This is a genomic window from Moorena sp. SIO2C4, assembly GCF_010672485.1.
Taxonomy (GTDB): domain Bacteria; phylum Cyanobacteriota; class Cyanobacteriia; order Cyanobacteriales; family Coleofasciculaceae; genus Moorena; species Moorena producens.
The window spans coordinates 1-5,996 of the sequence record NZ_JAAHGN010000435.1 but is presented as its reverse complement, the minus strand read 5'-3'; the positions used below and the strand labels follow the sequence as shown (position 1 = coordinate 5,996).

The following is a 5,996-nucleotide window of genomic DNA, read 5'->3' as shown; positions in this document are numbered from 1 at the left end:
GAGACGAAACCTTAGATAGTGGAGCCTTTATGGGTGTTCGGCTTTGCATAAAAGGGTTAAATCTTTTGTAATAAGGCTCCACTATCTTACGGTAACTTCTAACCAGTCTCTTGGCGTGCTCTTCACGTTGTCTACTTATTTTAAGGTGTGTCCTACCTAGTCTATTAATTGCTTTTTTACGGTTAGCAGAGCCTTTCTTTTTTCGAGAAACTCGACGTTGATAAAATATAGCGCGCTTTTCACCTTTTTTGTAAAACCTGGGATTAGGTTCAGAGTATCCGTCAGAGTCGGTATAAAATTCCTTCAAGCCTAGGTCCAATCCAACAGTAAAGCCAGTGGCTTCTAATTGTTCTGAATTGTCTACTTTGACGCAAAAATGGACATAGTAACCATCGGCTTTTTGGACAATCCGAACTCGCTTGATTAATTTTTGTTCGAATCTCCACAAGTCCCATGTACCCTTGAGCTTGACTTTTCCGATCCCCTTCTTGTCGGTGAATTTTATGGACTTATTATCTGGGGATAACTTCCATCCAGATTGCTTATACTCGACTGACCTAGAATGTTTCTTGAAACGAGGATAACCCTTCTTTCCAGGAATTTTCTTTTTGCAGTTATCGAAGAAACGTTTGATAGCACGTTCTACGTTCTCAACAGAGGCTTGGCAAGCATGACTATTGAGGTCTTTAACAAATTCAAACTCTTCCCTTAGTTGAGTGTTGTATCGATAGAGTTCTTTCTTCCCTGTTCCACGATTGTCCATCCAATACCGAAGTACCTTGTTACGGACAAAACGAGCCGTTCTAATGGCTTCATTTATTGCCAACTTTTGAGGCTCTTTAAGGACAGCCTTGAATTCCATAACCAACACTTAAAATCACCTCCTTGGTATTGATGCATTGCTTTCTATTATAGTCGATATCTTAGGACGAAAATTTTCGGGCAGTTAGGGAATAAATTCCTGTTCGGGCTAACCCCATGGTTTGAAGTTACCGTAAGGAGAGTGGAGCCTTGTCTTGATGCAGTCGCTCATGGGGGAAACCCCCAAGACCGCGCTGCATCGCTAATCAATAAGTTTTAACCTTTTTATGCATAGCCTGCCAACCATAAAGGCTCCACTCTCCTAAGGTTTCGTCTCCGGGATAGAATCCAGGGGCTTGCGCCCTCAGGGTCTTCGGTCATACCAGGAGGTGAATGAACGTCGGTTACAAATTATGCATAAGTGTTCCCAAACAAAAATCAGACGAGGATTAAACTTAATTATTGATGATTCGGGGCATAGAAAAAGTGGTAACTTTACTAAGGTCGTTGTCCGACAGTATATTGGTGAAATTGGCAAAACAGACAATGGAATAGTCATGGGTTACACTCATCTGTATGACGAAAAAAAAGCCTACCATTAGACATAGAGTTGTCCCAACACGCTAATTCATTGCCCTCAGGAAAAAAAGACGAATAATTTAAAAATAAACCTGAACTCGCTTGAGAGTTAGTAGATAGAAGTCTAAGCAGAGGATATAAACCGGGAGTGGTACTAACTGATACTGGGTATGGGAATAACTCAACATTAGTGAAAGAATTGGAAAAAAGACGATTGAACTATTTAGAGGATATCTCCCAAGTTTTTTGATACTGAATTTTGCCCCCCTAGCCCCCCAATTCTGGGGGGAACAAGAATCAATTTGCGGCTAAAAGTCCCCCAAAATTGGGGGATTTAGGGGGCTTTGATGTAGCAAATGAGACTTCTCAGACAACCTCTTAGTAGGGTTGGCAAAAAACCGAATAGGCGCGCGTTCCAATGGGCAGGTAAACTGCCCTTGGGTCGGGCCTCAAAGTAATAAGAAAAACCGAGTCAAGGACAGAAACAGAACAAGAAATTCGATTAGACGAGTTAGCGCGCGTCCCTATCAAAAGAGGACTTAACTCCGGTTAAACTCAATCTAAAAAAGCCGAAAACCCTTTGGGTAGCTACCTTCACCGGGAAAATCTCAGCTAATGAAGGAGAAAAGAGTTTTGCTATCGTCATGAATGCCAACTCAGCACCAGGAGCCTCAGATATCGGCGTTGCTGAATCAAGGAATGAATACGCGATCATCTGGTTTTGGTCAAGCCCCCGTGGGTCCCCCAGCGAGCAATCCCTCGCTGGGGGACGCAAGAAAGTCTTATTCCCCCACCGGTGCGCTTTCCGTCGGCGAATTAAATTCGCCACGGGTCGCACCGCAAAATTGGGGGGCTAGGGGGGCAAAACCATACCCAGAATCAGCAACGCCCAGATATCGACTACTTTATGACTAACGTAGAGTCATCAATAGTAAACCCAGAGTGGATAGTTCAAACTTATTCTCAAAGGAATTGGATTGAAGTCTTCTATCGTGAAGCTAAAGGCTGGTTAGGTTTACGAAAATATCAAGTGAGGAATAAACGCAGTTTACTAAGGCATTTTCTTTTAGTTTATTGTGCTTATAATTTTATCATTTGGCATCAAATTACTGGGGGGTTAAGAAGGCAATGGGCTAATAAACCTTGGCCAAAGGCCACCCTACGCGAATGAACACCTTTACAGAAGCAATGGATGCAAATCGTACTGCAATGTCTTTCCGGTTCTTTAATTGGCTTACCTACCATCAGGAGGTATTTGCCTCTTATCAAGCCACTTTGGGGTATATTTGGGCTTGATTTTTGTCTAAGTCCCAATAGTCAAAATTGTGCTAACCTAAAACTATGGTTGGAAGAAAGCTAGAGTTCGACCGGGAAGAAGCCCTAGAAAAAGCTATGGACTTGTTCTGGTCTAAAGGCTACAATGCTACCGGGCTCAATGACCTGCTCAAGCACATGGGCATCCAACGCCAAAGCCTGTACAACACCTTTGGTAGTAAACATTCTCTGTTTTTGGAGGCAGTACAGCACTATGGACAAACCGTAGTCTGCTGCATTGAGCAACGGTTGAATGAACCGGGCTCTCCCTTAGAAAACATCCGTAATCTAATCAGAGGATTGGCTTCTGAGGCAATCTGTCCCAAATATCGTGGGTGTATGATGGCCAATACTATGATGGAGTTGGCTCCCCATGACCCAGCAGTGGCTAAGATGGTTCAGTGCCTAACCGGGCAGGTGGACAAAGCCTTGGAGCGGGCATTAGAGAGGGCTGTAGCCGCTCAGGAGTTGCCAAGGGAGGCTAATCCACGTCAACTCGCTCGCTTTCTACATCATGTTATATTGGGATTCAATGTCCGAGGTAAAATACATCCAAGTTGTTCTTATCTAGATGACATTCTGGAGGTAGCTTTGTCTGTACTCGAATAATCGGTTCAGAGGTAGCAAAATTTTTTTTGGTCATTTTTTGACTAAATGGTCAAAAAATACCGTGATTTGATCCAATCACCCCTGGTTCAATGGGTGCATCTCATATTTGAAAATTTTGCGTAGGGTGCGTTAGGGGGGCCGAGGATTTTCTCGGTAACCACGGTTAGGTTGCTGCCCGTAACGCACCACCGAGTAAAACAGCTTTAATGAGATGCACCTGCTTAAATCCCGAAATAATTCTCAAAAGCTCAGGAAGTCATAGTCATTCAGGAGACATGTCAATGCTACAACCTATTACGTTTACTAGAAGCCAAGACATCAGTAGCAAATCCCAAACCGTTGATGTACCAACAAACCCCGCTGCACCATCTGATGCTTCTTCTAGGTCTACTACTTCCTCCCTGGCTTTTGGTTGGTGGCAAACCCTTTGGGCAGATATCGACGTTATTTTCACAAGAGACCCCGCTGCCCGAAATTGGCTAGAAGTACTCTTTTGCTATCCTGGCACAGGACAAACTGCCCGATGTAGAGGCTAAGCTAATTCGGACATTGATAGACCGCATTGCTACTTTGGAACAACAGGTGCAGGATTTGAAGCAGCACGAACAGACAGCAATTCATTAAGTAATGGGTAATGGGTAATGGGTAATGGGTAATTGACCCAACTATACTTGATATCATTCCTAGCAATCGTAACAGAGCCTCTGTATGACTATTCCGGTTCCGCCAAGAACTCGCGCTCAAGAATCTCGGGCTGCTATCGAACGGATTTATGTGATCATGCGACATCTATTTATCCGAGGATACTACAAGCCGGGGGGTGCTTCTGGTGCAGCGTTGAGGCAAGCGTTGCTGACTTTGCAACCAGAAATTTATGGCTCCATTGCTGACCCACAGAAAGTGGAATTGAATGGTCTAGTTTATGTTATCGATCGCTTACCCTGCGGCATGGAAATGTGTCGTTTTGTGAAACTGGTGGCGGCAGAAGGGTATAGTCAATCAGGATTTGAGACAATTGTTCCTGCTAAACGTCGCCGTAATTGCTACCGCATTGATCAAGAAACGATGCTGATCGAAATTACCCGAGGGCGTAGCGAGATTTATGACATTCTTACCCATCTGACTTTTATTTATATCGAAGCTAATAAAATTAGAGACCATGCTCTGGAGGAAGGTCAACCGACACGAGAGTGGATAAAGCTCGAAGAAATGGTTACAGGTCAACAATCCCCGGATAATCCTAAGTCGTTGGTGTCAGAAGACCTGGAAGTCCAGCATCGAGCTTTTTCTTACTTAAGTACTCTTTTAGGACGTACGTTTGAAGAAACCAAACACGCTTACCATCGCCTTGCTCAGGCTAGCTCTGACAATAATGGTCTATTTGATATTATCTATTGGCTGGGTCGAGTGGCGATGGAAGAAGTCCAATCCCAACGCGATCGCAAAATTACTTTCAGTTCCACACTCCGGGAGCGGATTGGACATCATATCCACGGGGCGCAGTGGGCAACTGATATTAAAAGCTTTCTGTTAGAAAACAACTTATGGGAGCGCCCACTCCATATTATTAGTGCGAATTTGCATAGCGTGATGAATTGCTTATTTGCGCCATCAGCACTGAAACCAACCTTGGGACAGGACAAAAAAATTGAGGAAATTGCCCGTGAGTTAAGTTTGCCAGAAAACGCCCACCTAAACCAAGAGGTTAGGGAGTTTGCCTTGCAAAACGGGATGTTTTATCTGGCCGATCGAGCTGGGACAAATATCCACGTGCAAATTTTTGATACTGCTATGTTACCCCTCCCTTTGCTTTCCCCTGAATTACCAATTAATCCTAACATAATTGAACAAGAAAAGCCAGTTATCTTGGTAATGGATTATGCCTTTGGGGAACAAGCGTTTGAGATTATGGATGAATTACTCAAACCTTATAAAACCAGCGGGCACTCCAAAAAACTTAATGTGAAGTCGATTTCGGTAATGGGAAAAGCGGGAATATTGGTGGGACAAAAGGGAGATTTAATGCTACCAACGGCACACATTTTTGAGGGGACAGCGGATAATTATCCTTTTGTTAATGAGCTAAAGAGTGAGGATTTTAAAGATGATGGAATTCCCATTTATGAAGGAGCGTTGGTGACAGTAATGGGAACCTCTTTGCAAAACTCTGATATTTTAGCTTACTTCAAAAGTTCATCTTGGAATGTGATTGGCTTGGAGATGGAAGGAGCACACTTACAAAAGGCAATTCAAGCTGCTTCTATGATCCGTAAAAGTATTGATGATAAGGTAAAGCTGCGTTATGCTTACTATGCTTCTGATAACCCCTTGTTGACTGGCAGCACCTTAGCTTCCGGGGGATTGGGAACAACAGGTGTGAAGCCAACCTATTTAATCACTATGAAATTTCTTCAGAAAATCCTGGCATAGTTGATGTAGGGTGGGCAGTGAACCAGACCGATTCACCAAGCCATAGCCCATGGCTAGCCACTGCCCACCAAACGATTAATCACAATTGATGTAGGGTGGGCAGTGAACCAGACCAATTCACCAAGCCATAGCATTACTAGGGCGTGTTTTCAAACTCGGAGATCCCCCTAAATCCCCCTTAAAAAAGGGGGACTTTGAGAATGGCTCCCCCCTTCCGCGCGGGGGGTTGGGGGGGATCTAAATCTTGCGGAAAACTTTGAAAA

General features: G+C 43.9%; 3 protein-coding genes and 3 pseudogenes. 5 read left to right on the top strand and 1 reads right to left on the bottom strand.

Annotated features, from left to right (window positions below):
* On the bottom strand, positions 1 to 862 hold an 862-nt coding region (locus F6K20_RS21230; RefSeq protein WP_287295940.1), incomplete at its 3' end, for an RNA-guided endonuclease InsQ/TnpB family protein.
* A 316-nt stretch (positions 863 to 1,178) separates the two neighbouring features.
* Between F6K20_RS21230 and F6K20_RS21225 the strand changes: the two are divergent.
* The 5 genes and pseudogenes from F6K20_RS21225 to F6K20_RS21205 form a co-directional block, all read left to right on the top strand.
* A pseudogene (locus tag F6K20_RS21225) lies at positions 1,179 to 1,621 on the top strand (transposase); the annotation flags it as partial.
* 642 nt (positions 1,622 to 2,263) lie between these two features.
* Positions 2,264 to 2,676: pseudogene (locus F6K20_RS21220) on the top strand (transposase); the annotation flags it as partial.
* 45 nt (positions 2,677 to 2,721) lie between these two features.
* Entirely contained in the window at positions 2,722 to 3,303 is a 582-nt protein-coding gene (locus tag F6K20_RS21215; protein WP_287295938.1) for a TetR/AcrR family transcriptional regulator, read from the top strand.
* Positions 3,304 to 3,704: 401 nt separating this feature from the next.
* Positions 3,705 to 3,809, top strand: a pseudogene (locus tag F6K20_RS40790) (serine O-acetyltransferase); the annotation flags it as partial.
* Positions 3,810 to 4,011: 202 nt separating this feature from the next.
* Positions 4,012 to 5,733 (top strand): DUF6909 family protein, encoded by a 1,722-nt coding sequence (locus tag F6K20_RS21205; protein ID WP_008183456.1) that lies wholly within the window; start codon positions 4,012 to 4,014, stop codon positions 5,731 to 5,733.
* Positions 5,734 to 5,996: the final 263 nt, after the last annotated feature.